Origin of the sequence: Promicromonospora alba (assembly GCF_042654905.1) — a bacterium.
In the GTDB taxonomy this organism is placed as follows: Bacteria; Actinomycetota; Actinomycetes; order Actinomycetales; family Cellulomonadaceae; genus Promicromonospora; species Promicromonospora alba.
Genome location: NZ_JBHSFI010000012.1, coordinates 155,586 through 181,779 on the forward strand (window position 1 = coordinate 155,586; position 26,194 = coordinate 181,779).

The window sequence follows — 26,194 nt, forward strand, 5'->3', positions numbered from 1 at the left end:
TCTCAGGCCAGGCGGCGCATCCAGCCGTGCCGGTCCTCGGCGCGGCCGTACTGGATGTCGGTGAGCTCCTGGCGGATCGCCATCGTCAGCTCGCCCGGCTCACCGCCGTTGATCTCGTGGTCGAACGAGCTCCCCGCGAGGCGCCCCACGGGCGTCACGACGGCGGCGGTGCCGCACGCGAAGAACTCCTTGACCTTCCCGGACCCGAGCCCGGCCACGACCTCCGCGAGCGGGATGCGCCGTTCGACCACCTGGTACCCGCGGTCGCCGGCGAGCTGCAGGACCGAGGCCCTGGTGATCCCCTCGAGGATCGAGCCGAGCTCGGGCGTGTGGACCGTCCCGTCGTCCATCACGAGGAACACGTTCATGCCGCCGAGCTCTTCGAGGTACGTGCTGCTCCCGGCGTCGAGGAAGCACACCTGGTCGAAGCCCTGCTTCTGCGCCTCGCGCTGCGGCAGCAGGCTCGCCGCGTAGTTGCCGCCGAACTTCGCGTCGCCAGTGCCTCCGGGCGGCCCCGCCCGGTGGTACTGCTCGGACACGTAGATCGAGACGGGCTTGACGCCGCCCGCGAAGTACGGGCCGACCGGCGAGGCGATCACCAGGTACTCGGCCTCGAGCGAGGGCCGCACACCGAGGAACGCCTCCGACGCGAACATGAAGGGCCGCAGGTACAGCGACGAGTCCTCGCCGCCGGGCACCCAGTCGATGTCCGTGCGGACCAGGGCCGCCAGGGACCCGATGAAGTCGTCCACGCTGAGCGCGGGCAGCGCCAGCCGGTGCGCCGAGCGTGCGAACCGCGCGGCGTTCTGGTCCGGACGGAACGTCCAGACCGAGCCGTCGGCGTGCTTGTAGGCCTTGAGGCCCTCGAAGATCTCCTGCGCGTAGTGCAGCACTGCCGTCGCCGGGTCGAGCTGCAGCGGACCGTACTTCTCGATCCGCCGGTCCTTCCAGCCGTCGGCGCTGGTCCAGGAGACCCGCGCCATATGGTCCGTGAACACCGTCCCGAACTTCGGCGCGCTGAGCGCCGCGGCGCGCTCGGCGTCCGGCGTCGGCACGTCGGTGGGCCGCACGTCGAAGAGCGCCACCAGGTCTTCGAGTCGCGTCGGGAGGATGGGAGCCGTCGTTGTTGTCATGTCGATGCCTTTCACCGGAATGCTGTTGTCAGTCTTCCACGCCCGGCAAGGCAGGAGGAGCATTCCGAGCCGGGCGCCTGCCCGGACGGCCTTCGACGTACGAAAGCGGCGCCCGGTTCGGTCTGCGTGACCCGGGCGCCGCCGTCGTGCAGCGTGCTTACCCGGTCACGCGGGCCGCGATGTCGCGGCCTACCTGGTCGGTCGTGCGTACGGCGTCGCCGCGGGCCGCGAGGTCCGCCGCGACGGCGTCGTGTACCAGCGCGGACTCCGCGGCGAAGCCGAGGTGGTCCAGCAGGAGGGACACCGAGAGGATCGTCGCCGTGGGGTCGGCCTTGCCCTGGCCCGCGATGTCGGGGGCCGAACCGTGCACCGGCTCGAACATGGAGGGCGCGGTGCGGTCGGGGTTGATGTTGGCCGACGCCGCGAGCCCGATGCCGCCGCTGATCGCAGCGGCCTGGTCGGTGAGGATGTCACCGAAGAGGTTGTCCGTGACGATCACGTCGAACCGGCTCGGGTTGGTCGTCAGGTAGATCGTCGCGGCGTCGACGTGCGCGTAGTCGGTGGTGACGTCGGGGAACTCCGCGTTCACGGCCTCGACCGTGCGGCGCCACAGGTGGCCGGCGTGCACCAGCACGTTGTGCTTGTGCACCAGCGTGAGGTGCTTGCGCGGACGGGCCGCGGCACGGGCGAACGCGTCCCGGACCACACGCTCGACGCCGAACGCCGTGTTGACGCTGACCTCGGTGGCGATCTCCGCGGGCGTGCCGACACGCAGCGCGCCGCCGTTGCCGACGTACGGGCCCTCGGTGCCCTCGCGGACCACCACGAAGTCGATCTCGCCCGGGTTGGCCAGCGGGCTCGTGACGCCCTGGTAGAGCTTGGTCGGGCGCAGGTTCACGTAGTGGTCGAGCGCGAAGCGCAGCTTGAGCAGCAGCCCGCGCTCCAGCACGCCGCTCGGGACCGACGGGTCGCCGATGGCGCCCAGCAGGATCGCGTCGTGGCTCTTGATCTTCTCGAGGTCCTCGTCGGTGAGGGTCTCGCCGGTCGCGTGCCACCGCTGCGCACCGAGGTCGAACTCGGTGGTGGAGAGCTTGGTGCCCGACGGCGCGAGCGCCGCCTCGAGCACCGCGAGGCCCTGCTCCACGACCTCGGTACCGATGCCGTCACCTGCGACCACTGCGAGGTCGATAGCGTCTGTCCTGCCCACCTGTGCCATGTCCGGAGCCTACGCGCGCGAGCGGGTGAATGAGACGCCGGTCTCACGGAATGGACGCACGAATGTCCCGGTCGGACGGCCGTCGAGCGGGTACTGCACGCGGATCACTCGAACGTCCAGGACGTCGCACCGCCCGGGTCCCGCACGAACAGGGCGTTGGCCTTCGTGGGGGTCACGCGGTACACGTGCCACGGAGCCGGTCCCGCCGACGGGGCGCTGTACGGGGCAGTGAGCGCGGTCCCGGACTCGTCCACCTCTGCCGGCCAGCCGCCCGCGGCCGCCACCTCCGCGATGTGCGCGACGGTGGCGCGGTCGGTCACCAGCTCGGCCACACCCTCGACGACGACGTCGTAGTCGTCCGCCGCCACAGCGATGGTGCACCGCGGCTCGCGCTCCATGTTCCGCCCCTTGCGGACGCCACGGCCGGACACCACGTAGAACCGGCCGTCGTCCCAGAACGCCCCGACGCCAGTCGTGTGCGGGCTGCCGTCGGCGTTGATCGTCGTGAGCCAGTGCGAGTGGCGATCCGGACCCCGGCCGCCGGGCGCCTGGTCCCCGATGTCCGCGAGCGCCGCCGCGACGGGTTCCCACTGGAGCGGCGACAGCTCGTAGAGGCCGCCGAGGTTCTTGGTCTTGATGTGTGTGCTCATGCACTACCGACGATCACGGACATCAGAACTCATCGACCGCCGCCGCTACTGGTCCCGCGCGGAGAGCACGCAGAACTCGTTGCCGTCCGGGTCGGTCAGGACGGTCCAGGTGGCGTCGGCCGGCTGCCCGACGTCGATCACCGTCGCGCCCAGCTCGACCAGCCGGGCGATCTCGGCGTCCCGGTCGTCGCTCGTATGCGGCGCGAAGTCCCAGTGCAGCCGGTTCTTGCCTACCTTCTCGTGCTCCACGGGCACGAACACCATGCCCGGTGGCACCTGGTGGAAGTCCAGCTTGCCGGAGAGCTCGAGCGCCCACGGCGGCACCAGCACGGACTCCTCGTCCGTCTCGAAGATGACCTGCCAGCCAAGGGCCTCGGCCCACCAGCGGGCCAGCTTCTTGTGGTCGGTCGACTCGACGACGGTCGAGTACCAGCGCAGCGTCATTGCCATCACCTCGCGTGAGAACGGCGGCCCGTCGGTCCGGGCCGATGCTCACACGGTAGGACGAGTCACTGACACTCCCGGCGCGAGATCAGGGCCGCGGGTAGAGCAGCTCGAACCGCTCGCAGACGACCGGCATGTCCAGCGAGAACTCGCGGTCCTCCGGGAGGTTCCGGCGGAAGTAGGCCTCGTGCCCCTTGCGCCACGACTCCAGCGTCCGGTCGTCCTCGCCCTCCGCGGCCGCGAAGTCCTCGTCGACCTGCTCGAAGGTGGTGGTCTCGACGCTCGTCGTGCGGATCAGCGCGCGCGGGTGGTTCTCGCCGTCCAGCAGGATCGACAGCTCACCGGCGACGGGCAGCGGCGCGCCCTCGGCGTCGTAGTCCCACAGGGCCGACGACGTCGCCGTCTTCTCCCCCGCGAGCACCGCGCCGAGCAGCTCCTCGGCGAGCTCCGGCTCGTCGCCGAACGACCAGGCCTGCGGCGGCACGGTCTCGCCGACGGTCTGGCCCACCACGATGCTCGCCTTGGCCAGGCCCGCGTACTGGCGCGTGGCGGCCCAGAAGTCGAGGACCTCTCCGGCGAGCGCGGAGTCCTCCGCGGACACGGCCTCGGGGTCGAAGGTCGCGGGGTCGAACGCCTCGACCCCCGGCTCGGCGTCGGTCGGCTCGTTGTCGTCCGCTGCCTGCGGGTTCACGTCGTGGGTCACGGGGACATCCTGCCCTAACCGCCGGTCCGGAACGAGGGCACGCCTGACAGGAAGAGCACTGAACGATCCGGTAACGAACGCTTACTCAGTTTGCATGTGCGAGTCGGACCATGATCTGGTAAACGGCGGTCCACGTCCCCAACAACATGCTTCACGATTGTTCCCCAGCCCACAATTTCCTGCCAAGAAGAGGGGGCTCCGTGCCAGCTATCGAGGCACACAACCTGTACAAGGTGTTCGGCCGCAAAGGCCGCGAGGGGGTCAGACGCCTCAAGGCCGGCGCCGACACCGACGAGCTGAAGCGTGCGGGCCTGACGCCCGCAGTGATCGACGCGTCGTTCACCGTGGAAGAGGGCGAGATCTTCGTCGTCATGGGCCTCTCGGGGTCCGGCAAGTCGACACTGATCCGCATGATCAACGGGCTCCACCCCCCGACAGCCGGCCACGTGGAGCTCTACGGCGAGAACATCACCGCCGCCACAGGCAAGAATCTGCGGCGCCTGCGCCGTGAGCGGATCAGCATGGTGTTCCAGCACTTCGCGCTGTTCCCGCACCGCTCGGTCATCGACAACGCCGCCTACGGGCTCGAGACCCAGGGCGTCGCCAAGGAAGAGCGCCGCAGGCGCGCCCACGAGGCGCTGGAGCTGTGCGGCCTCACCGGCTGGGACGACCATCTGCCCAGCGAGCTCTCCGGCGGTATGCAGCAGCGCGTCGGACTGGCCCGCGCGCTCGCCGCCGACACCGACATCCTGCTGATGGACGAGGCGTTCAGCGCCCTCGACCCGCTGATCCGGCGTGACATGCAGGACCAGCTCATCGAGCTGCAGCAGAAGCTCGGCAAGACGATCCTGTTCATCACCCACGACCTCAACGAGGCCATGCGTATCGGCGACCGGATCGCCATGATGCGCAACGGACGGATCGTCCAGATCGGCACGGCCGAGGAGATCCTCACCGACCCCGCCAACGACTACGTCGCCCAGTTCGTCGCCGACGTCGACCGCACTCGTGTGCTCACCGCGTCGTCCGTCATGGAACCACCGGCCGCGGTCCTGGGGTCCGAGCAAGGGCCGCGCGCCGCACACAAGCTGATGCGCGAGCACCAGCTGCCCGCGATGTTCGTCACCGGGCGCGACCGCACCCTGAAGGGGTACGTCACCGAGGACGAGGTGGGCAAGCACCTCGACCACAAGGACATCACAGGCCTCATGAGGCCCGTGCCCGACGTCGCCCGTGTCACCCCCGACACGTCGCTCGCCGACCTCTTCGGCCCGGCCGCCGAGACCCCCGCCATCGCGGTGGTCGACGACGCAGGCCGGCTCAGCGGCGTCGTCCCGCGCATCACGCTGTTGTCGGCGCTCGCCGCCTACTCGGAGGCGGAGACCGTGCCGGAGACCGAGAGCATGCCGGAACCCGCGACCGACCAGACGAAGGAGGCCGTCCGTGGTTGAGCGCACCGCTCCCCTGACGATCGTGCCGCCGCTGCCGATCGGAGACGTGCTCGAGGCGGGCTTCGAGTGGTTCAAGGACACCTTCGACGCGTTCTTCGACGTCGTCGACGATGTCACCACCGGCGCCATCGACGGGATCGCCGCGCTGCTCCTGGCTCCCGAGCCGTTGCTCGTCGCGGTCGTCTTCGCGCTGCTCGCCTGGCTCCTGCGCAGCTGGAAGCTCGCGGCCGGGTCCCTGGTGGGCATGATCGTGATCATCGGCGTGGGCATGTGGGAGCCGGCCATGGAGACCCTGGCCCTCGTGGTGGTGGCTACCCTGGTCGCGCTGCTGTTCGGAATCCCGCTGGGCATCCTCGCGGCGCGTTCGCCGGTCGTCAGCCGCATCCTGAAGCCCGTCATGGACTTCATGCAGACCATGCCCGGCATGGTCTGGCTGCTGCCGGTGCTCAAGCTGTTCAGCATCGGAGTGGCCGGCGCCCTGGTCGCCACGGTGATCTTCGCGCTCCCCCCGGCCGTCCGGCTCACCGAACTGGGAATCCGTCAGGTAGACGGCGAAGTCGTCGAGGCCGGGCAGGCCTTTGGCGCCGGACCTCGGCAGATCCTCAAGGACATCCAGCTTCCGCTGGCGCTGCCGACCGTGATGGCAGGCGTCAACCAGGTGATCATGCTCGCGCTGTCGATGGCCGTGATCGCCGGTCTCGTCGGTGGCGGCGGCCTCGGCGACGAGGTGGTCGGTGCCGTGTCGACACTCAACCTCGCGCTCGGGTTCGACGCCGGCATCTCCGTGGTGATCCTGGCGATCTTCCTGGACCGGCTCACCGCCTCCATCGGCTCACGCAGGCCGGGCCACGGCAGGCTCCGCGAGCTACGTGGCCGGTTCACCCGCACCCCGGCCGGCAGCCCCGCCTGACCAGTTCTTCTCCCCGAACCAAGAATCTCCCTACCCAACTCATCACATACATCACGATGCATATATACGAAACGGAAGGCTCGAAGATGATCGGCACGACCGGCAAGCGGATCGGAGTCGCCACGGCGGCTCTCACCCTGACCCTCGGTCTCACCGCCTGTGGCTCTGGCGAACAGAGCGGCAACGGCGGAGACGGCGGCGACAAGACCATCACGCTGGGCATCATCCCCTCGTGGACGGACGGTCTGAGCACCGCCTACCTGTGGAAGAACGTCCTCGAGGCGGACGGCTACACGGTGGAGATCGAGGAGATCAACGACGCCGCACCCCTGTACACGGGGCTCGCCGAGGGCGACATCGACGTGTACCCGTCCGCATGGCCCGAGGTCACGCACAAGTCCTACATGGACGAGTACGGCGACGACATCGAGGACCTCGGCGCCTACTACGACGACGCCAAGCTGACCATGGCCGTCCCAGAGGACTCGGACCTGACCTCGATCGAGGACCTCGTCGGCAAGTCAGCCGACTACGACGGCAAGATCGTCGGCATCGAGGCGGGCGCGGGCCTCACCAAGGCCGTCCAGGAGCAGGTCATCCCGCAGTACGGCCTGGAGGAGGACGGCTGGGAGCTCCAGACGTCCTCGACGCCGGCCATGCTGAACGCTCTGGAGGAGGCGGTCGACGCCAAGGAGGACATCGTCGTCACGCTGTGGCGTCCCTTCTGGGCGAACAACTCGTTCCCGGTCCGCGACCTGGAGGACCCGAAGGGTGCCCTCGGGGAGGCGGAGGGTCTCCACGAGCTCGCGACCATCGGGTTCAGCGAGGAGTTCCCCGAGGTCGCCGAGATGATGGCGAACGCGAAGCTGGACGACGAGCAGTACGGCACCCTGGAGGACCAGGTCGTCAACCAGAATCCGGACGACCCGGCCGCGGGCGTCGAAGCCTGGCTCGCGGACAACCCGGACTGGGTCGACTCCCTGAAGTCCTGACGGCAGCCCGGATGGTCGGCGGTACGTCACAAGATCGGCACCTCGGAATGCCGACTACGTGACCAACTGCCGACCACTGCAGCTCACGCCGATCAGAGCAGCGCCCCCGGACTCCGCGAGGAGTCCGGGGGCGCTGCTTCGTCAGCGGCCGGGTCAGCGGGCCGCGGAACCCTCGACGTAGTCCGAGTCGGACGGCTTGATCCACGAGAACATCTTGCGCAGCTCGCGGCCCGTCGCCTCGATCGGGTGCTGCTCGCCCTTGGCGCGCAGCTCCTTGAACTCGGGGGCGCCGGCGTCCTGGTCGGCGATGAACCGCTCCGCGAAGGCGCCGTTCTGGATGTCGGCCAGCACGGCCTTCATGTTCTCCTTGACGCTCGGGTCGATGACCCGCGGGCCGGAGACGTAGTCGCCGTACTCGGCCGTGTCGGAGACGGACCAGCGCTGCTTGGCGATGCCGCCCTCGACCATGAGGTCGACGATCAGCTTGAGCTCGTGCAGCACCTCGAAGTACGCGACCTCCGGCTGGTAGCCGGCCTCCGTCAGCGTCTCGAAGCCGTACTGCACCAGCTGCGAGGCGCCGCCGCAGAGCACCGCCTGCTCACCGAACAGGTCGGTCTCGGTCTCCTCGGTGAACGTCGTCTTGATACCGCCGGCGCGCAGGCCGCCGATGCCCTTGGCGTACGAGAGCGCCAGGTCCCAGGCGGAGCCGGAGGCGTCCTGCTCCACCGCGACGATCACGGGCACGCCGCGGCCGTCCGCGAACTCGCGGCGCACGATGTGGCCCGGGCCCTTGGGGGCGACCATGAGCACGTCGTGGCCGGCCTCGGGCTTGATGTAGCCGTAACGGATGTTGAAGCCGTGCCCGAAGACGAGCGCCGCGCCCTCCTTGAGGTTCGGCGCGATGTCCTCGGCGTACACGTGCCGCTGCACCTGGTCGGGCGCGAGGATGACGACGACGTCGGCATCCCGGACGGCGTCCGGCACCGTCGCGACCGCGAGGCCCTCGTTCTCGGCCTTCTCACGGGACGCGGAGCCCTCGCGCAGACCGACGGTCACCTGTGCACCGGAGTCGCGCAGGTTCAGCGAGTGCGCGTGACCCTGGCTGCCGTAGCCGATCACGGCAACCTTCTTCTGCTGGATGATCGACAGGTCGGCGTCATCGTCGTAGAACAGCTCAGCCACGGTTCTTGCTCCTTCAATGTGATTTCTGGGATGGAGAGTAAGTCGGTAGGTCAGGCGGTCACGCGGACCGGACCGCGCGCTCGAACGCGCGGTCGGTGATGCTGCGGGCGCCCCGGCCGATGGCCAGGGTCCCGGACTTGACGATCTCACGGACGCCGTACGGTTCCAGCGCCGCGAGGAGGGAGTCGAGCTTCGCGGCGGGTCCCGTGGCCTCGATGACCACGGACTCCGGCACGACGTCGACGACGCGCGCCCGGAACATCTCGACGACCTCGAGCACCCCGGTACGGGTGGCGGCGTCGGCCCGCACCTTGACGAGCAGCAGCTCGCGGTGCACCGACGACTCGGGTTCGAGCTCGACGATCTTGATCACGTGGATCAGCTTGTTGAGCTGCTTCGTGACCTGTTCCAGGGGGTGCTCCTCGACGTCGACCACCACGGTGATGCGCGAGATCTCCTCGTGCTCCGTGGGGCCCACCGCCAGGGAGTGGATGTTGAACGCGCGCCGGGCGAACAGCCCGGCGACGCGCGTGAGCACGCCGGGCTTGTTCTCCACGAGCACGGACAGGGTGTGCCTCGACATGGGATTCAGTCCTCGCTCAGTCTTCTCGGTCCCACGCCGGCGAGATGCCGCGTGCGTACTGGATGTCGTCGTTGCTCACACCGGCGGCGACCATGGGCCACACCATCGCGTCCCGCGAGACGGTGAAGTCCACGACCACCGGGCGGTCGTCGATCTCGTTGGCCCGCTTGATCGCGGCGTCGACGTCGGAGGCGTGCTCCACGCGGATGCCCTCGCAGCCGTACGCGTCGGCGAGCTTCACGAAGTCCGGCACGCGCATGGTGCCGTGGCCGGTGTGCAGGTCGGTGTTGGAGTAGCGCGACTCGTAGAAGAGCGTCTGCCACTGCCGCACCATGCCCAGCGAGCTGTTGTTGATCACCGCCACCTTGATCGGGATGTCGTTGATCGTGCAGGTGGCGAGCTCCTGGTTGGTCATCTGGAAGCAGCCGTCGCCGTCGATCGCCCAGACCGTCCGGTCCGGCTGGCCGACCTTCGCGCCCATCGCCGCAGGCACCGAGTAGCCCATCGTGCCGAGCCCGCCGGAGTTGATCCAGGTGTTGGGCCGCTCGTAGCTGATGAACTGGGCCGCCCACATCTGGTGCTGCCCCACGCCCGCGACGTAGATGCCGTCCGGCCCGGTCAGCTCACCGAGACGCTGGATCACGTGCTGCGGCGACAGGTTGCCGTCCTCCGGCTGGGTGTAGCCGCGGGGGTAGGTCCGGCGCCACTCGTCGAGCTGGTGCCACCAGCCCTCGATGTCGGGCTTGCCGTGCGCCTCGTGCTCCTTGGCCAGCTCGGGCAGCAGGTCGCCGATCACCTCGCGGAGGTCACCGACGATCGGGACGTCCGCCTCGCGGTTCTTGCCGATCTCCGCCGGGTCGATGTCCGCGTGGATGATCGCGGCCAGCGGTGCGAAGCTGGAGAGCTTGCCCGTCACGCGGTCGTCGAACCGGGCGCCGAGCGCGAAGACCAGGTCCGCCTTCTGCAGCGCCGCCACCGCGGGCACCGTGCCGTGCATGCCGGGCATGCCGAGGTGCTGCGGGTGGCTGTCCGGCACCGCGCCGCGGGCCATCAGGGTCGTCACGACGGGCGCCCCGGACAGGTCCACGAGCTTGCGCAGCAGGTCCGCCGCGCCGGACCGGATCACGCCGCCGCCCACGTACAGCACCGGGCGCTTGGCGGTGGCCAGCAGCTTCGCGGCCTCCCGGATCTGCTTCGAGTGCGGCTTCGTCACCGGGTGGTAGCCGGGCAGCTGCAGCTCCTGCGGCCACGAGAACGTGGTGCGCGACTGCATCGCCGACTTCGAGATGTCCACGAGCACCGGTCCCGGCCGCCCCGTCGAGGCGATGTGGAACGCCTCGGCGATGGTGCGCGGGATCTCGGCGGGGTCGGTGACCAGGAAGTTGTGCTTGGTGATCGGCAGCGTGATGCCGACGATGTCGGCCTCCTGGAACGCGTCCGTCCCGATCGCCGCGGAGGCGACCTGGCCGGTGATCGCGACGAGCGGGATCGAGTCCATGTGCGCGTCCGCGATCGGCGTCACCAGGTTGGTCGCACCGGGGCCCGACGTCGCCATGGTCACCCCGACCCGGCCGGTCGCGTGGGCGTAGCCCGAGGCCGCGTGGCCGCCGCCCTGCTCGTGCCGCACGAGGATGTGGCGGAGCTTGGCGGAGTCCATCAGCGGGTCGTAGAGAGGCAGGATCGCACCGCCCGGGATGCCGAAGACGGTGTCGACACCGACCTCCTCGAGCGAGCGGACGATGGACTGCGCGCCCGTGACTTCCTCCGGACCGACGCGAGGCGTCGCGGCCTCGGGCTCGGCCTTGCCGCTAACCACGCGGGACCGAAGCTCGGTGCGCACCTGGTCACGCGCCTCGGCGCGCGCAGCGATCTGTGCGGGTGTCGGTGTGCCGGTCATACGGATCTCCTGCCGTCGCGCCCCGTCCTGGGGCGAAAGCGAGCGTTCGTGACAACAAAAAAACCCCGGGTCCTTGGGGAGCAAGGACTGCCAGGGTGAGCGCGCGGACGATGCCTGTGCTGGGCTTAGGCCGCGCGCTCAGGAAGTACTACAAGAATGATCGTCTGCACGTGACGCACGCTACGCCGAATCTGCGCCGATGTCACTCAGCGGGCCGATGGTCCCACGATCCGAGACGCGGGAGGGTTTCCGGCCCTCCGTCCGGGACCGCTACCAGCTCATCGCGCCGTGCAGCGACGTGGGCGCCGGGTCGACGCCGAGCCGCTCGCGCAGCACCGTGAGGTCGTAGGTGCGCTCCATCGCGAGGTGGCTGATCGCGTACCGCGACAGGCGTGGCTCGCGTCCCGTCCAGCGGGACACCCGCTCGCCCGCCCAGGCCAGGGCGTTGGCGAGCCGGACCGGGATGCCGACGACCTGTACCGGCCGGAACCTGGCGAACATCAGCAGCTCGAGCGTCTCGTGCAGATCGACGGGCCGGGCGTCCGCCACGTTGGCCACGAGCGGCCGGCCGGCGGCCGCCTCGGGTTCGACGTCGGCGACCAGCGCCGCGCGGATCGCCAGCACCAGGGTGTCGACGTGCGTGAGGTGCTGACGCACCTTGCCGCCACCAGGGATCGGCAGCCACGCGCCGACCGCCGCCGACTCGAGGCGCGGCAGCAGCGTCGTGTCGCCGGGGCCGTAGACCGCGTGCGGCCGCAGGACGATGACCGGACCCCGGTCCCCGCGTGCGGCGTCGGCGGTCAGGTACCGCTCCGCGGCCGCCTTGGTGGAGCCGTAGGCGTTGACGTATCCGTGCGCCGGAGCCTCCGCCTCGGTCACCGCGACGCTCGGCGTGCGGGGGTCGTACACGCTGCCCGACGACACGTGCACGAACCGCGCCTCGGGGAACGACTCGCGCACCGCACGGGTGCCCTCGACGTTGACCACCCAGGCGCGGGCGTGGCTGCCGCCGTCCCGCACCGCGGCACCGCAGTGCACGACGGCGTCGACGTGCTCCGGCCGGTCCTCCTTGGCCAGCGGCCCGTCCCGGAGGTCCCAGATCTGGTGCAGGACCTGATGCGGCGAGCCGACGGGCAGGCCCGGAACCCGGCGCGAGAAGGCGATCACCTCGTGTCCACGCGCCGCCAGATCGCGGACCACAGCACCACCAACAAAACCAGACGAACCGGTCACCGCCACCCTCATGCGCGCACTGTACCCGTCAACGATGAAACCAAGCTGACCAGTGCACGACGATCAGGTTTCCGCGACCGGCCGGCGACCGGCACGTGCGTCGCCTCGACGACCAGGTCGGGCAGGGCGCCGTGGTCCAGGACCTGCGCCACCTGGCCGGCGACCGCCCGGGCCAGCTCCGTACCGGCCCGGACCACCGGGGCGGCGTCCGCGTCCCGGGTGCCGCCCGCGGCTGTCGCTCCCGCGGCCGTCACTCCCTCGGCCGTCACGACAAGAACCACCCGCTCGTCGCCGTCGGGCACCGGAACGCCGACCAGCACGGCGTTGGCGACGCCCGGCAGCTCCCGCAGCCGGGGCTCGAAAAGGCCTGGGTAGATGTTCACCGTCCCGCGGATGATCATGTCCCGGTTGCGACCGACGAGCACGATCCGCCCCTCGGCGTCCTGATAGGCGAGGTCGCCGGTGCGGTGCTCGACGGCCCGGGGCCCGCCCGCGTCGAGGTCGGCGAGATACCCGGCCATCAGGGACGGCCCCGTCAGCACGAGCTCGCCCACCTCGCGCTCGTCGCCCGGGTCGCCGGAGTCCGTCGTGTCTGCCGGGTCCCCCGCGTCCCGCGCCGCCGCCGTGTCGATCCGCACGCCGATGCCACCGAGCGGACGGCCGACGAGATCTCCGGCCGCGGCGGCCGCGATCTTCTCGTCCGCGTCGGTCACCGCCGCCGGCAGGATCTCCGTAGCGCCGTACACGGCGAGCCAGCGCGTGCCCGGCAGGACACGACGGCCGCGTTCGAGCAGTGCGACCGTGACCGGCGCCGCGCCGACCGCGAGCACGGCCGGACCCGCTGCGCTCGCGGCAGACCCCGTGCCGCTCCCGGCCTCCAGGACGTCGAGCAGCGCGGTCACGTCGGCGGGCACGAGGAACGAGGAGTCCGCCCCCGCGACCCCGCGTGCGAACGCCTGCGGCGCATCCTTGGGCGCCTTCGCGGGGATCTCCCACGTACCGCCCGCGATGATCGCCGGCAGCCCGAGGAACATCTGGTCCGTATGCGCCCGCTGCGCCGGCTTCAGATCCCCGACCTGCGCGAACAGGTCGAGCATCCCGCCGAGCGTGCGCGCGGTGTGCACCACCGCCTTCGGGTCCGACGTCGTCCCGGACGTGAAGACGACCAGCGCCTCCCGGTCCGCCTCCGCCGCCCCCGCCGAAGCCCGGGCCGTCCCGGGAACCGCCCGCCCCAGCCGCACCACCCGGTGCGCGCCCCGCGGCACACCGGGGAGCCACCGGCCCGTGTACAGGTGCCGCACCGGCAGCCGCCCGTAGTCCGGGAGCAGCAGGCCGCGAGACCGTGCGATCCCCCGCAGCGGACCCGAAGACGCCGCGTACAGCAGCGCCTCCGTCGCGGCCCAGCGCGGCGCCGCCGCCGCGATCCGCGCCGCGAACAGCTCCGGCGTCGAACCCGGATCCACGAACACCACCGCGCCACCCGCCCGCAGGACGGCGAGGCACAGGACCACACCCTCCGGGCGAGGCCGGATGCTGAACAGCACACGGTCGCCGGGCTCCATGCCCTGCGCTCGCAGCCCGGCCGCCGTCCGCTCCACCCGTTCGGCAAGGGCGCCGAAGGTCACCTCCTCGCGGACGCGCCCGCCGTCGCGGCCACCGAACCAGCGGAGCGCGACGACGTCGGGCGTGCTCCGCGCGACGTCCAGCAGCTCGTCGACGAGGTGCTTCATGACGCCTCCCGCGTCCGGTGCGACGCCGGGACCGGGTTCGCGGCGCCGTCCGCGCCCCGCAGGCCGATCTCCAGCGAGCTGTACGCGGGGACCAGCACGCCGCGTGCCGCGCGGCGTCGTCCCACCACCGGCACCCGCCCGTCCGCCGCTACCGCCGCCGCGAGCGCGTCGAGCACCGCGTCGACCTGCGCCATCGCGAGGGGCATGCCGAGGCAGAAGTGCGGGCCGGCTCCGAACCAGAGGTGCCGCACCGCGGGTTCGACCGGCCGGTCGGGGTCGAACCCGCCGCCCGCCCTGCAGCAGTTCACGGTGGCGATCACCACGCGGTCTCCTGCCCTGACCGGAACGCCGCCCACCGACGTGTCGGCCCGCACCGAACGCAGCATCGCGGGGGTCGGCACGGTGACGCGCAGCCCCTCCTCGACGGCGCGCCTGCGCAGCTGCGCGTCGTCGGCCAGCAGGCGCGCCGTCCACCCGGTGTCGTGCGCGATGCCCACGAGCCGCGGCACGAACGACTGGATCGTCTCCGTCCCCGTGAGCACGAACGCCCCGACGGCCCCCATCGCCTCCCGTTCGGACAGCCCCAGGTCGCGCATCCGCCCGGGGACCGTCGCGGGGTCGCCGGCGCGGTAGGCCGCTCGCGCGGGCGCGGTGAGCCGCTCCAGCACGGTGCGCGCCTGCACCACCTGGGAACGGGTGAGCCCGTGCCTGTGCAGCCGCACCATCCCGGTGATCGTCTGGGCGGCGGCCATCGACGAGCGCACCGCCTCGTCGGTCGGCGGCAGCCCCACCATCCCGCAGATCACCGCGCCGGCCTGGGCGCCGACCGCCGCCGCCAGGTCGATGGTCTCCCCCGCGGCGAGCCGCCGCGTCAGCTCCGGCAGCACGCCCGCGCCACGGCCGCCGTCCGCGGCCACGAGCTCGCGGACCGCCCGGGGCGAGAACATCGGCCCGAGCGCGCGCCGCAGCGCGGCGTGCTCCGCACCCTCCATGTTGAGCAGCACCGACGGCCCGAGCACCGGCGTCCACAGGTCCGACGGCGCCCCCGGGCCCACCTTCGAGAAGTGCTCCAGGTCGAGCAGCACCTCGCGGGCGAGCTCCGCGTCGCTCACCACCACCCCGATGCGGGGCACGCGCACCACCGGCTGGTTCCGCACGGACCGTAGCGCCGGGTACGCGAGAGGATGCGCGGCGCGCTGCACCCGCTCCTCCCAGAAGGCCTCGGGCGAGGCCCAGCCGTGGCCCTGTGCGGTGACGACCGGTGGACGGCGATCGACCACAGCAGCGGCTGCCAAGGCGGGCGTCATCGGATGTCCACGATCTCGGGGCGGTAGCGGTGGTCGGCGTACCAGCCGAGCGTCCGCACCAGCCCCCAGGCGTGCACGCGGCGCGTCGAGGCGCGCACCCACACCGTGCGGTGCTCGGCGTACCGCGTCGTCAGCCGCCGTACCGCGTTGACCAGCGCGCGGTCCTCGTGCAGGTCCTCGATCCGGGTGCGCGGGAACCCGCCCGCCCGCTCGTACAGGGACGCGGTGATCGCCATGTTGCAGCCGGGCGTCATGACGTACGGACCGAGGTACCCCTCGTCCTGGTTTCCCGGCCGGACCTTGCCGAACGTGCTCGACGCCCACAGCGCGAACGACAGCACGCCCTGCTGGAACCGCGACACGGGCAGGTCGTCGTCGCGCGGGACGAGCCGGCCGGCGACGAGCTCGTCGCCCGTCGCGAACGCCTCCCGCACCGCTCTGGTCCACCCCGGCGGCGGCAGGCAGTCGGCGTCCGTCCGGGCCAGCAGCTCGGCGCCGAGCGCGATCGCCGCGCGCATCCCGGTGTCCGCGGCGGCGCCGGTCCCCTTCTGGTCCTCGGTCACGACCTGCCAGCGCAGCCGTCCCCAGTCGGCGATCGCCTTGCGCACGACGTCGGGCGTGCCGTCGGTGGACCCGTTGTCCACGACGACCAGGTCGAAGTCGTCGTCCTCCTGCGTGTGCAGCGCCTCGAGGGTGCGCAGGATCCCGTGCTCGTGCGCCTCGTTCAGGGCGGGTACGACGACGGCGAGCCGCGGGCGTCCCGCCACCGGGCCGAGCCGTCCGTCGCTCACCACCGGACCACCATCGCGCCCATGCTGATCCCGCCGGCCAGGCCGAGCAGCAGCACGACGTCGCCGCGCCGCAGGCGGCCGGACTCCAGCGCCGTGGCCAGCTGCAGGGGCAGCGTCGCCGAGGCGATGTTGCCGTGGTCGGCGACCGTGAGGATCGTGCGGTCGGCCGGTACGCCGAGCGCCCGGTGCACGTCCGCCAGGTAGGCGACCGCCACCTGGTGCACGGCGATGAGGGCGACGTCGTCGATGGTCACGCCCGCGGTGGCCAGCGCCTGCTCCACGGGGCCCGGACCGAAGGCGACGAAGGCCTCGCGCAGCCGCGAGCCGTCTATCTCGAAGTAGCTGCGCTCGGGGTCGCGCGGGTTCACCGTGCCGCCACCCGGGAGCATGCCGACGTCCCAGTGCTGCGACTCGGCGGCGAACACCGAGGCGAGGATCCCCGACGGCCTGTCCACGGGCTCGACGAGCCCCGCGAGCTCGGCCGCCAGGTCGTCCTCGAACCGGTCCTCGAAGCCGTCCGCCAAGTCAGCGGAGTGTCCGAGCGCGGCGCCTGCCCCGAAGCCCGGCACGCTTCCGGTCGCCTCGACGAGCACCGCGGCCCCGGCGTCGGACATCGTGTAGCCGGCCGCGGACATCGCGTACGTGCTGCGGTCGGGCACGTCCCAGCGCACCCCGCGCGTCGGCATCTCGCCGCACGCCACGAGCACGCGGCGGTACCGGCCGGTGCCGATGAGCGCCTCGGCCACCTCGATGCCGTTGAGCACCGAGTTGCAGGCGTTCTTGACGTCCATCACCGGTGCGCGGACGCCGAGCTTGGCGGCCACGATGTGGCTGGTCGCGGGCTCGATCATGTCCTGTGTGGCAGACGCGAAGAGCAGGAGGTCGACGTCGTCCGGTTGAAGGCCCGCGCGGTCCAGGACCGTTCGGGAGGCGGCGACGGCGAGGTCGGAGGCCTGCTGGTCGTCGTCCGCCACATGGATGCGACGCACTCCCGTCAGGCGCGAGACCATCGGGATGCGGGGCGCGACCTTCGGGTTCCTGCGGTGCAGCTCACGCTCGGCCTCGGCCACGTCGCGCGTGCGCTCGGGCAGGTGCACCGCGACGCCGGCGATGCGGGCGACGGGGTGTGGGGACAGCCTGGGTGAAGCGGCGGGTTCAGCAGGTCGAGTAGGTGCCGGGTTCAGCACGGCGGCCGGTTCGGGAAGCACCCGCGACAGAGTAGGGCACGCCCATAACGCACTGATGACGGCTAGACGTATTAACGTCTAGGTATGCGACGACAGCGGCAGCGGCGAGTCATGACACGACAGTTGCGCGTTGCTACCGTGGTGCCATGGCCGAGCTCCCCGAATGGATGCGCCCTCCGCGCCCGGAGGGCTGGCTCGCCGAGGACCTGGACAATCTGCCGGACGCTCCACGCCACACCGAGCTGATCGACGGAGCCCTTGTCTTCATGATGTCCCCGCAACGCAACTGGCATCGACGTGTCATCAACGCCCTCGACCGTACCCTCCACGCCCAGGCGCCTGAGGGCATCGAGGTCAACAGTGAGATGACCGTCAGGCTGGACAAGTACAACCGGCCGGAGCCGGATGTGATCGCCTCGACCGTGTCGATCCCGCCCGACGCCACCCAGTACGAGGCCAAGGACATCGTCCTGGCAGTCGAGGTGGTCTCGCCCGAGTCCGCTCATCGCGACAAGGCGGTCAAGCCGCACAAGTACGCGGAGGCAGGCATCCGCCACTTCTGGCGAGTCGAGGACGAGGACGGCAATGCGTCGACAGCGATCCATGTCTACGAGCTCGACGACATGACCCGGACCTACGTCCCGATCGGCATCTTCCGCGACACCCTCAAGGTCGACCTACCGTTCCCGATCGAGCTGGACGTCCAGGGCCTCTACGGCTGATCGCCCTGCCGCTGTACCGCGGTGGGCGCGGCCGCCCATAGGGTGACGGCCGTGACCCACATCCTCCCCACCACCCGGCACGAGCTGGGCCTCCTCCACCGCGCCCGGCCCGCGATGGCCGGACTGCTCCTGGCAGGTATAGCCGCCCAGGGGTCACCCCTCGGTGGTTCACCGGTGCGCAAGGTGCCCGGCATCGGGTGGGTCACGGCGGACCCGGTGGTGGCCCGCACGGTCCTCCGCGACCACCGTTCGTTCACGATCCTCGGCGAGGGCGGCGTCGGGAACCTGTGGGCCCAGATCCTCGGCGACTGGGTGCTCGACCTGTTCGACGGCGCGGGGCACCACGACCTGCGTACCCGCACCCGCGAGCTGTTCACGGAGGCCGTCTCGCGTGATCTCGTGAGCGCCGCCTGGGACGACCGGATCGCCGTCGCGGGCGAGGTGCTGCGCTCGGGCGGCACGCTGGACGTCGCGCGCCTCTCCCGCATCCTGGTGGGCCGCATGGTGATCTGCCTGCTGGGCATCCCTCGACCCGCCGGGCACGGCGGGTCCTGGCCCGACGACGAGGGCGCGGCGCGGATCTTCGAGACCGGTGAGCGGCTGGCCTCCGTGGCGCTCGGCACCGCTGGATCGACGATCCTGACGCCGGCCCAGGTGGCTACCGCGCAGGGCATCGTCGCCGAGCTGAACGCGGGGATCCCCGACGGCTGGCGGGACGCACCGCCGGACACCTTGCTCGGCCGCTGCCGGGAGCTCGGCCTCGGGCTGACCGAGACGTCCGGCCTGGCGTCGCTCCTCATGGTCGCGGGTACCGAGACCGCCGCGAGCGCCATGGGCCGGATCACCGCCCTGCTGATCGACACCGGTGAGCAGCACCGGATGCTCGCGGCGATCCGTGCGGGTGCCGCGCCGGGTGCGGCGGCACCGATTCCCGTGCGGGACGGGGACGACGGGCGTGCGGCGGGGCTGCTGAACCCCGGGGAGGCGGACCCGGTCGAGAACGTGGTGCGCGAGGGGCTGCGGGTGACGAGCCCGGCGTCGGTGATCGGCAGAGGGGTGGCAGCCGACGTCGAGGTGGGCGGCGCACAGCTGCGGGCCGGCGAGCGGATCATGCTGCTGGTCTGGTCGGCGAACGCCACCGCCGGGCCGTTCCGCGCCGACCGCCAGTACGTGCGCGAGTCTCGCCAGCTCTGGTTCGGCGCCGGCCGGCACCTGTGTCTGGGCGCTGCGCTGGCCCGGGCCGAGATCGGCACCCTGCTGCGGATGCTGTGGTCGGAGGACCGGCCGCTGCGCGTCGTCCGCCGTCGGGCGGCCCGGGGCGTGCTGATCCCCGCGTGGTCGGAGCTGCTCGTCACCCGCGCCTGACCAGCCCTTGTCGCGGGCAGGTGGGTCAGTGACGGGTGGCGCGGTAGATCTCGCGGACCACGTCCTCGATGTCGGGCTCGGCGATCGACAGGTCCAGCACCTCCGCCCGCTCGGAGACCGCGGCGAGCACGCGGGCCGCCGTCGTGCGCTGGGGGTCGAAGGCGAGGCGCTGCCGCAGGCCGCCGGACTCGCTGCGGACGTGCTCCGCGCCGTCCAGGTCGACCAGGTCATCGGTCGGGGTGGCGAGGTCGACGACGAGCTCGCGTCGCGCTCCGACGGTCCGGGCCAGCCCGGCGAGGGTGCCATCGAACGCGAGCTTGCCGTGGTCCACGACGAGGATCCGGTCACAGAGCCGCTCGACGTCGCCCATGTCGTGCGTGGTGAGCAGCAGCGTCGTGCCGTGCTCGCGCCGCTGCGCCACGAGGAACTCGCGCAGGCGCTGCTTGGACAGCACGTCCAGGCCGATGGTCGGCTCGTCGAGGATCAGCAGCTCGGGCCGGTGCAGCAGCGCAGCCGCGACCTCGGCGCGCATGCGCTGGCCCAGCGAGAGCTGGCGCACCGGCGTGCTCAGGAACTCCCCCATCTCCAGCATGTCGACCAGCTCGGCGGTCCTGGTGTGTTCGTCGGCCGCGGACAGGGAGTGGATGGCCGAGAGGATGGAGAACGACTCCCGTACCGGCAGGTCCCACCAGAGCTGGGACCGCTGCCCGAAGACCACGCCGATCCGGCGGGCCAGCGCGCGGCGCTGCTTCAGGGGGTGCAGCCCGGCAGTGGTCACCGTGCCGCTCGTGGGCACCAGGATGCCGACGAGCATCTTGATCGTCGTCGACTTCCCGGCGCCGTTGGCCCCGATGTAGCCGACCGCCTCGCCCGCCTCGACGGTCAGGTCGAGGTCGTCGACGGCGACGTGCCTGATGCGGCGGAACCCGTTCTTCCGGTCGGGCCGCCCGGTGAACACCCGGGTCAGTCCGTCGGTCTCGATGATGTTCATCCACCCGCTCCTCGGTAGTGACGAAGGCCCCAGCGCCAGCACAGTCCCGCGACGGCGACCGCCCAGAGGGCGGCGACCGGCGCGAACCAGCCCAGCCAGGTCGGCAGCCCGACGGGGCCTGGCATGCCGAGCAGCGTGGCCACCGGCAGGTAGGCCGCGAAGGCCACGGGAAAGATGCCGCCGAAGACGACGAGCAGGGCGCGCGGCCACACACCGGCCGGCTGGGTGGCCGCGTACCGGCCGCCGTAGACGAACGCATTGGTCATCTCGGAGCCGTTGATCAGGAAGAACTGCAGCCCGGCGGCGGTGACGAACTGCGCGGTGAAGATGGCGAACCCGGAGGCCAGGGCGAGTACCAGCAGGCTGACGGTGCCGACGCCCCAGTCGATGTCGTTGAGCACCAGCCCTACGGTGAGCGCCGCCGCGCCCACGAGGCACCGCCCGATCCGGCGCAGGCTGAGGTCGCTGGTCATCAGCTGTGCCAGCAGCGGCTGCGGCCGCAGGAAGAAGACGTCGAGCGTGCCCGCGCGGACATATACCGGAAGGTTGTCGCAGTGCCCCGCGACGAGGTCGGCCAGGGAGAACGCGAGGTCGGACAGGCCGAACACCAGCAGGATCTGGGCGAGCGTGAACCCGCCGATCTCGTCCGTCGCCGAGTACAGCACCCAGATCTCGGTGAACTCGATGAGCCCGACGAGCGTCGCCCCCACCAGGTCCATCCGGAAGCTGGCCCGGTGGCTCGCCTGCGAGCGGGCACGGCTCGCGAGCACCGCCCGGTAGGCGCGGAACGCCCGCGCCCTGCGCGGTGGTTCAGCCACCCTGCACCTCCAGCCTGCGGCGCCCGGCCCGCGTGGTCAGGTGCCCGACGGCGAGCACCACCGCCAGCCACACCAGCTGCACCCCGAGGCGCTGCCACGCCGCCGCCCCGGTGACCTGCCCGGAGAGCACGTCGATGGGGAACTGCATCATCGACGGGAAGGGCGTGAGCAGCGTGAGGGTCAGCAGCCAGTCCGGGAACAGGTAGATCGGCGTGAACAGGCCGGCGAAGAACCCCGAGACCGCCATGTAGAGCACGCTGACGCCGCGGGTCTCCACCAGCCAGAACCCGGCGGTGGCCACGACGTACACGGTGGCGTGCGAGACCGCGATGCCGATCAGCAGGCTGGTCAGCCCCAGCGCGTACGCGGCGGCACCGGGCGGCAGGGCCATGCTGGAGACGAGCACCCCGATGACGACGCTCGGCAGCCCGCGGGGCAGCAGGGCGAACAGTCCCTTGCCGATGTCCGTCAGCACGTTGGCCGCCTGCACGCTCACGGGCCGCAGGAAGTCGACGGCGACGTCGCCGGACTTGATCCTGGTCTGGAGGTCGCTGCCGCCCCAGAAGTTCACCGAGCCGAGCATGCCCTGGCCCAGCCAGACGAACGCCGCCATGGTCGCCGCGGAGTAGCCGGCGAGCTCGCCGCCTGAGCTCTCGACCGCCGCGCCCATGATCCCGCCCTTGAGCAGGCCGAAGGTCGCGTTCGCCACCAGACCCGCGAGCGTGGCCAGCGGGTAGGCGGACTGCCCGCGGAATCCCGCTACCAGGAACCGCCAGTAGGGGTTCCGGGCGGGGGAAGGGAGCGGGCGCACAAGCGCGAGACCTTACCCGCCCCTCGGCCGGATCTCACGCTGTTTTCCACGTCGACACGCAGGCCTCGTTGCCCTCGACGTCGGCGACCACCCACCACGCCGGGGCGAACTCGTCGGTGACCAGCCGGCCGCCCGCCGCGAGCGCCGCCGCGACCCGTTGCTCTGCCTGGTCGTACGGCACCCACACGTCCACGTGGATGCGGTTGCGCTGCTCCCGCCGCTCGTCGGACTGCTGGAACCAGACCGACGGCAGCCGCCCGTCCGGGTCACTCAGCCGCGCTGCGGCCGCGTCGTCCGCGTGGTCCGGGTGCGCGTCGTGGCCCAGCAGCGCCTGCCAGAACGCCTGCACCTGGGGGCCTGCCGTCGCGTCGATGCACAGGGCGACCTCGCTGACCCGCGCGGGTTCCGCCGCGACGTCCAGCTCGCGGGCGGCCATCGAGATCTCCCGGGCGAGCGCGACGTCCCGCGCGGACAGGCCGCCGACGTCGTGCGACCAGGTCCGCACCGTGACGGACCCGTAGCGCAGGTCGACGTCCGGATGGTGGTTCGCGGCGTCCGCGAGGGCCCCGATGCGGGTGACCAGCCGCACTCCCCGGGTGAACGAGCCGGTGGCGAAGCGCGCGAGGGCGGACCTTCGCAGCACACGCCAGTCACCCGTCCCCTCGGCCGCGGTGAACTCGGCGGCGGTGATCGAGTCGGTCATGGGTCACTCCTGGGTGTGTGTCGTCGGGGCCCCACCACCATGGCACGAGTCACCGACACTCGAACGTCGTCGTCCGCCGCCGTCGGAGCCGGGCCCGGCCGAGCCAGGCCCGGGCGCGGCACCCCGGAGTGCCGCGCCCGCCCTGGTCAGCGGCGCTGGAGCCGTGCCACGTCCCGCACGGCGCCCTTGTCGGCAGACGTCGCGAGGGCCGCGTAGGCCTGCAGCGCCGGCGACACGTACCGGTCGCGGTCCACGGGCTGCCACGGCCGCTCCGAGGACTCCATCTTGGCGCGGCGCTCGGCGAGTACGTCGGAGGGCACGTTGACTCGAATGAGGCGCGTGTCGACGTCGATCTCGATCTCGTCGCCGTCCTCGATCAGGCCGATGGTGCCGCCCGCGGCCGCCTCCGGGGAGACGTGCCCCACGGAGATGCCGCTGGAACCGCCCGAGAACCGGCCGTCGGTGATGAGGGCGACGACCTTCCCCAGGCCGCGGCCCTTGATGTAGGAGGTCGGGTAGAGCATCTCCTGCATGCCCGGCCCGCCGGCGGGGCCCTCGTAGCGCACGACCACGACGTGTCCCGGCTCGACCTGCTTGGTCAGGATCTTCTCGACTGCCTCGTCCTGCGACTCGCAGACCAGCGCCTTGCCGACGAAGTGGAACACGTCCGGGTCGACGCCCGCCGTCTTGAACACGGCGCCGTCCTCCGCGAGGTTGCCGCGCAGCACGGCGAGCCCGCCCTCGACGGTGTACGCGTGCTCGACCGAGCGGATGCAGCCGCCGGCACCGTCGGTGTCGAGGGTCTCCCACTGGTTGTTCGTCGAGAACGCCTTGGTGGTGCGCACCCCGCCCGGGGCCGCGTGGAACAGACCGAGCGCCCGCTCGGTGGCCTTGCCGCCGCGGATGTCCCAGTCGTCGAGCCACGCGCGCAGCGTCGGCGTGTGCACCGAGGTGACGTCGTGGTCCAGCAGGCCGCCCCGGTCGAGCTCGCCCAGCAGCGCGGGGATACCGCCCGCGCGGTGGACGTCCTCCATGTGGTAGTCCGGGTGGTTCGGCGCGACCTTCGACAGGCACGGCACCCGGCGGCTGATCTCCTCGATGTCGGAGAGCGTGAAGTCGACCTCGGCCTCCTGCGCCGCGGCGAGGATGTGCAGCACCGTGTTGGTGGAGCCGCCCATCGCGACGTCGAGCGTCATCGCGTTGGCGAACGCCGCCTTGGTGGCGATCCCGCGCGGGGCGGCGGTGTCGTCCTCGTCCTCGTAGTACCGGCGGGCCAGGTCGACGATGGTGCGGCCGGCCTCGAGGAACAGCTCCTTGCGGGCTGCGTGCGTCGCGAGCGTCGAGCCGTTGCCCGGCAGCGACAGGCCCAGCGCCTCGGTGAGGCAGTTCATCGAGTTCGCCGTGAACATCCCCGAGCACGAGCCGCACGTGGGGCAGGCGTTCTCCTCGACCAGGCCGAGCGCCGCGTCGTCGACGTTCTCGTCGGCCGAGTAGTTGATGGCGTTGATGAGGTTCAGCGGCGTCTTGGCGACGCCGTTCGCCACGACCGCCTTGCCCGCTTCCATGGGCCCGCCGGACACGAAGATCACCGGGATGTTCAGCCGCAGCGCCGCGTTGAGCATGCCTGGCGTGATCTTGTCGCAGTTAGAGATGCACACGATGGCGTCAGCGGTGTGCGCCTGCACCATGTACTCGACCGAGTCGGCGATGAGGTCGCGGCTGGGCAGGGAGTAGAGCATCCCGGCATGTCCCATGGCGATGCCGTCGTCGACGGCGATCGTGTTGAACTCCTTCGCGACGCCGCCCGCCTCGCGGATCGCCGACGCCACGAGGTCACCCATGTCCTTGAGGTGTACGTGCCCCGGCACGAACTGCGTGTACGAGTTCGCGATCGCGATGATCGGCTTCCCGAAGTCCTCGGCACCCATGCCCGTGGCGCGCCACAGGGCGCGGGCTCCGGCCATGTTGCGGCCGTGGGTGGACGTCCGGGAGCGCAGGGGACGACTCATGACTGTTCAGCTCCTTCGATGCTGGATGGCCGCACGCCATACGGGGGTGGGCGGCTCCTGCACGCTACCTCCGGTCCGCGGCGTCGGACACCGGCGTCCACAGGGTGACCCGCAAACCCTTGACCGGGCTGTGCGCCGTGGGCACACTGTCTAGCGGCGGGCCGTCGACCTCAAGATCACTGGCCCCGCCTGCAAGGATGCCGGCCACCTGGACGCCGCTGTTCGGGACCCGTGCGCGTCACGCATGTATCTGCTCACTGCTACGTACAACGAGGTGCGACATGGCGAAAACGTTTACTACCGAACCTTCCACCCGATCGAAATCGTTTGCTACGCGCTCCGGAACCCGGCGCGGCCGCCTGCTGCGCAAGCTGGCGAGCATCGGCGCCACTGCAGCCCTGCTCGGGGCCGGCATGGTGGCCAGCTCCGTGCCCGCGGCGGCGGTCGACCGCAACGAGACCGGCAACCACGGCGGGTACTTCTACTCGTTCTGGACCGATGCCCCCGGGACCGTCTCGATGAACCTCGGTTCGGGCGGCAACTACTCCACCCAGTGGAGCAACACCGGCAACTTCGTCGCAGGCAAGGGCTGGGCCACCGGCGCCCGGCGCAACGTGAGCTACTCGGGCACGTTCAACCCCTCCGGCAACGCCTACCTCACGCTCTACGGGTGGACCCGCAACCCGCTCGTCGAGTACTACGTGGTCGACAACTGGGGCACCTACCGGCCCACCGGCGAGTACCAGGGCACCGTGACCACCGACGGCGGCACCTACGACATCTACAAGACGATGCGTTACAACCAGCCGTCGATCGAGGGCACCAGGACGTTCCCGCAGTACTGGAGCGTCCGCCAGGGGAAGCGCACGGGCGGCACCATCTCCGCCGGCGCGCACTTCGACGCCTGGGCCGCACGCGGCATGAACCTCGGCAGCCACGACTACCAGATCATGGCGACGGAGGGCTTCCAGAGCAGCGGCAACTCCAACATCACCGTCGGTACCGGCGGCGGGGGCGGCGGAGGCACGTCCTGCACCGTCAACGTGACCCGGGGCCAGGAGTGGGGCGACCGGTTCAACGTGAACCTCTCGGTCAGCGGCACCAACAGCTGGACCACGAGGATCAGCCTCGCCGGCGGCCAGTCCTTGCAGAGCAGCTGGAACGCCAACGTCACCGGGAACACCGGCACGCTGACCGCGACGCCGAACGGGTCGGGCAACAACTTCGGGATCACCGTCTACAAGAACGGCAACAACACGTTGCCGACGGCCACGTGCTCGTGACGCGCGTACCCCGCTAGCCGGGACGGGATGCGTCAGCGGCGGCGCATCCCGTCCCCCCACGGCCCGAGCGATCGGGTCGAGCG

At 71.2% G+C, this 26,194-nt stretch carries 24 protein-coding genes; 6 read left to right on the top strand and 18 right to left on the bottom strand.

The genetic code is table 11. The features are described from left to right. Positions 1–2 precede the first annotated feature (2 nt). The 5 genes from ACFO6V_RS28610 to ACFO6V_RS28630 all read right to left on the bottom strand — a co-directional run bounded on the left by ACFO6V_RS28610 (position 3) and on the right by ACFO6V_RS28630 (position 4,146). A complete protein-coding gene (locus ACFO6V_RS28610) occupies positions 3–1,133 on the bottom strand; it encodes a branched-chain amino acid aminotransferase (protein WP_377142662.1) in 1,131 nt (376 codons plus the stop codon). A gap of 157 nt (positions 1,134–1,290) precedes the next feature. Further along, positions 1,291–2,349 (bottom strand): 3-isopropylmalate dehydrogenase, encoded by a 1,059-nt coding sequence (locus ACFO6V_RS28615; RefSeq protein WP_377142664.1) that lies wholly within the window; start codon positions 2,347–2,349, stop codon positions 1,291–1,293. 104 nt (positions 2,350–2,453) lie between these two features. Continuing rightward, a complete protein-coding gene (locus tag ACFO6V_RS28620) occupies positions 2,454–2,999 on the bottom strand; it encodes a pyridoxamine 5'-phosphate oxidase family protein (protein WP_377142666.1) in 546 nt (181 codons plus the stop codon). A 45-nt stretch (positions 3,000–3,044) separates the two neighbouring features. Next, a complete protein-coding gene (locus ACFO6V_RS28625; protein WP_377142668.1) occupies positions 3,045–3,443 on the bottom strand; it encodes a VOC family protein in 399 nt (132 codons plus the stop codon). A gap of 88 nt (positions 3,444–3,531) precedes the next feature. Continuing rightward, positions 3,532–4,146: an ASCH domain-containing protein gene (locus tag ACFO6V_RS28630; RefSeq protein WP_377142670.1), complete on the bottom strand. Its 615-nt coding sequence runs from the start codon at positions 4,144–4,146 to the stop codon at positions 3,532–3,534. 200 nt (positions 4,147–4,346) lie between these two features. Between ACFO6V_RS28630 and ACFO6V_RS28635 the strand changes: the two genes are divergently transcribed. The 3 genes from ACFO6V_RS28635 (at position 4,347) to ACFO6V_RS28645 (ending at position 7,499) form a co-directional block, all read left to right on the top strand. Beyond that, the gene (locus ACFO6V_RS28635; RefSeq protein WP_377142672.1) at positions 4,347–5,597 is read left to right on the top strand and encodes a quaternary amine ABC transporter ATP-binding protein; all 1,251 of its coding nucleotides are present in this window, start codon (positions 4,347–4,349) and stop codon (positions 5,595–5,597) included. Further along, entirely contained in the window at positions 5,590–6,507 is a 918-nt protein-coding gene (locus tag ACFO6V_RS28640) for an ABC transporter permease (RefSeq protein ID WP_377142674.1), read from the top strand. The genes ACFO6V_RS28635 and ACFO6V_RS28640 overlap by 8 nt, the downstream gene beginning before the upstream one ends. A gap of 86 nt (positions 6,508–6,593) precedes the next feature. Then, on the top strand, positions 6,594–7,499 hold the full coding sequence (locus ACFO6V_RS28645) for a glycine betaine ABC transporter substrate-binding protein (protein WP_377142676.1): 906 nt from the start codon (positions 6,594–6,596) through the stop codon (positions 7,497–7,499). Between the two features lie 153 nt (positions 7,500–7,652). On the opposite strand, the gene ilvC is transcribed toward ACFO6V_RS28645, so the two are convergent. The 8 genes from ilvC to ACFO6V_RS28685 all read right to left on the bottom strand — a co-directional run bounded on the left by ilvC (position 7,653) and on the right by ACFO6V_RS28685 (position 17,430). Then, on the bottom strand, positions 7,653–8,699 hold the full coding sequence (gene ilvC, locus ACFO6V_RS28650; protein WP_465264130.1) for a ketol-acid reductoisomerase: 1,047 nt from the start codon (positions 8,697–8,699) through the stop codon (positions 7,653–7,655). Between the two features lie 40 nt (positions 8,700–8,739). Further along, complete coding sequence (gene ilvN / locus ACFO6V_RS28655) at positions 8,740–9,264, bottom strand: acetolactate synthase small subunit (protein ID WP_116676587.1); 525 nt, start codon at positions 9,262–9,264, stop codon at positions 8,740–8,742. Between the two features lie 16 nt (positions 9,265–9,280). Continuing rightward, on the bottom strand, positions 9,281–11,161 hold the full coding sequence (locus ACFO6V_RS28660; protein ID WP_377142680.1) for an acetolactate synthase large subunit: 1,881 nt from the start codon (positions 11,159–11,161) through the stop codon (positions 9,281–9,283). Between the two features lie 270 nt (positions 11,162–11,431). Then, a complete protein-coding gene (locus ACFO6V_RS28665; protein ID WP_377142682.1) occupies positions 11,432–12,406 on the bottom strand; it encodes an NAD-dependent epimerase/dehydratase family protein in 975 nt (324 codons plus the stop codon). Then, a complete protein-coding gene (locus ACFO6V_RS28670; protein WP_377142684.1) occupies positions 12,403–14,124 on the bottom strand; it encodes a class I adenylate-forming enzyme family protein in 1,722 nt (573 codons plus the stop codon). Before ACFO6V_RS28670 ends, ACFO6V_RS28665 begins: the two co-directional genes overlap by 4 nt. After that, a complete protein-coding gene (locus ACFO6V_RS28675) occupies positions 14,121–15,431 on the bottom strand; it encodes a cytochrome P450 (RefSeq protein ID WP_377142686.1) in 1,311 nt (436 codons plus the stop codon). Before ACFO6V_RS28675 ends, ACFO6V_RS28670 begins: the two co-directional genes overlap by 4 nt. Then, entirely contained in the window at positions 15,428–16,222 is a 795-nt protein-coding gene (locus tag ACFO6V_RS28680; protein WP_377142688.1) for a glycosyltransferase family 2 protein, read from the bottom strand. Before ACFO6V_RS28680 ends, ACFO6V_RS28675 begins: the two co-directional genes overlap by 4 nt. Then, positions 16,219–17,430, bottom strand: a complete 1,212-nt coding sequence (locus ACFO6V_RS28685; RefSeq protein ID WP_377142690.1) for a 3-oxoacyl-ACP synthase III family protein — start codon at positions 17,428–17,430, stop codon at positions 16,219–16,221. The genes ACFO6V_RS28680 and ACFO6V_RS28685 overlap by 4 nt, the downstream gene beginning before the upstream one ends. Before the next feature lie 125 nt (positions 17,431–17,555). On the opposite strand from ACFO6V_RS28685, the gene ACFO6V_RS28690 reads away from it, so the two are divergent. Beyond that, positions 17,556–18,131: a Uma2 family endonuclease gene (locus ACFO6V_RS28690; protein ID WP_377142691.1), complete on the top strand. Its 576-nt coding sequence runs from the start codon at positions 17,556–17,558 to the stop codon at positions 18,129–18,131. 51 nt (positions 18,132–18,182) lie between these two features. Then, a complete protein-coding gene (locus tag ACFO6V_RS28695; protein WP_377142693.1) occupies positions 18,183–19,496 on the top strand; it encodes a cytochrome P450 in 1,314 nt (437 codons plus the stop codon). Between the two features lie 25 nt (positions 19,497–19,521). On the opposite strand, the gene ACFO6V_RS28700 is transcribed toward ACFO6V_RS28695, so the two are convergent. The 5 genes from ACFO6V_RS28700 to ilvD form a co-directional block, all read right to left on the bottom strand. Next, positions 19,522–20,487: an ABC transporter ATP-binding protein gene (locus tag ACFO6V_RS28700; protein ID WP_377142695.1), complete on the bottom strand. Its 966-nt coding sequence runs from the start codon at positions 20,485–20,487 to the stop codon at positions 19,522–19,524. Next, a complete protein-coding gene (locus ACFO6V_RS28705; protein WP_377142697.1) occupies positions 20,484–21,305 on the bottom strand; it encodes an ABC transporter permease in 822 nt (273 codons plus the stop codon). Before ACFO6V_RS28705 ends, ACFO6V_RS28700 begins: the two co-directional genes overlap by 4 nt. Continuing rightward, on the bottom strand, positions 21,298–22,116 hold the full coding sequence (locus tag ACFO6V_RS28710; RefSeq protein WP_377142699.1) for an ABC transporter permease: 819 nt from the start codon (positions 22,114–22,116) through the stop codon (positions 21,298–21,300). The genes ACFO6V_RS28705 and ACFO6V_RS28710 overlap by 8 nt, the downstream gene beginning before the upstream one ends. A 34-nt stretch (positions 22,117–22,150) precedes the next feature. Further along, positions 22,151–22,819, bottom strand: coding sequence for a VOC family protein (locus ACFO6V_RS28715; RefSeq protein ID WP_377142701.1), 669 nt, complete (start codon positions 22,817–22,819; stop codon positions 22,151–22,153). A 146-nt stretch (positions 22,820–22,965) separates the two neighbouring features. Then, entirely contained in the window at positions 22,966–24,828 is a 1,863-nt protein-coding gene (gene ilvD, locus ACFO6V_RS28720) for a dihydroxy-acid dehydratase (RefSeq protein ID WP_377142703.1), read from the bottom strand. A 413-nt stretch (positions 24,829–25,241) separates the two neighbouring features. On the opposite strand from ilvD, the gene ACFO6V_RS28725 reads away from it, so the two are divergent. After that, positions 25,242–26,111 (top strand): glycoside hydrolase family 11 protein, encoded by an 870-nt coding sequence (locus ACFO6V_RS28725; protein ID WP_377142705.1) that lies wholly within the window; start codon positions 25,242–25,244, stop codon positions 26,109–26,111. Positions 26,112–26,194 lie beyond the last annotated feature (83 nt).